Raw genomic sequence first — 236 nt, 5'->3', positions numbered from 1 at the left:
CAATTGGGATAGTCGTTTAACAATGCAACGGACATATAAGGCCAACTATCTGAAGTTTTTCGAGCGCGCCCGCACCGAGTGGCTGCGCGCCGCCGGTGTCGAGCAGCAGCGGCTGCGCGAACAGACGGGCGTGATGTTCGTGGTCGCCGACACCCGCCTGCGCTATCTGGCGCCCGCCAGGCTGGACGACCTGCTCAACATCACCGTCGAGCCCGAGCCCGCCGGCCGCGCCAGCC

The 236-nt window shown here is 65.3% G+C and carries 1 protein-coding gene; it reads left to right on the top strand.

The window, feature by feature from the left end:
- Window positions 1-22: 22 nt before the first annotated feature.
- Window positions 23-236 (top strand): hotdog domain-containing protein (locus tag RVY79_RS21590; RefSeq protein ID WP_317466670.1); only part of this gene is annotated, 214 nt, incomplete at its 3' end.

It is taken from the genome of Chromohalobacter sp. HP20-39 (assembly GCF_033052815.1).
In the GTDB taxonomy this organism is placed as follows: Bacteria; Pseudomonadota; Gammaproteobacteria; order Pseudomonadales; family Halomonadaceae; genus Chromohalobacter.
The sequence above is the reverse complement of the archived record's forward strand: the minus strand, read 5'-3'. Positions and strand labels throughout refer to the sequence as shown.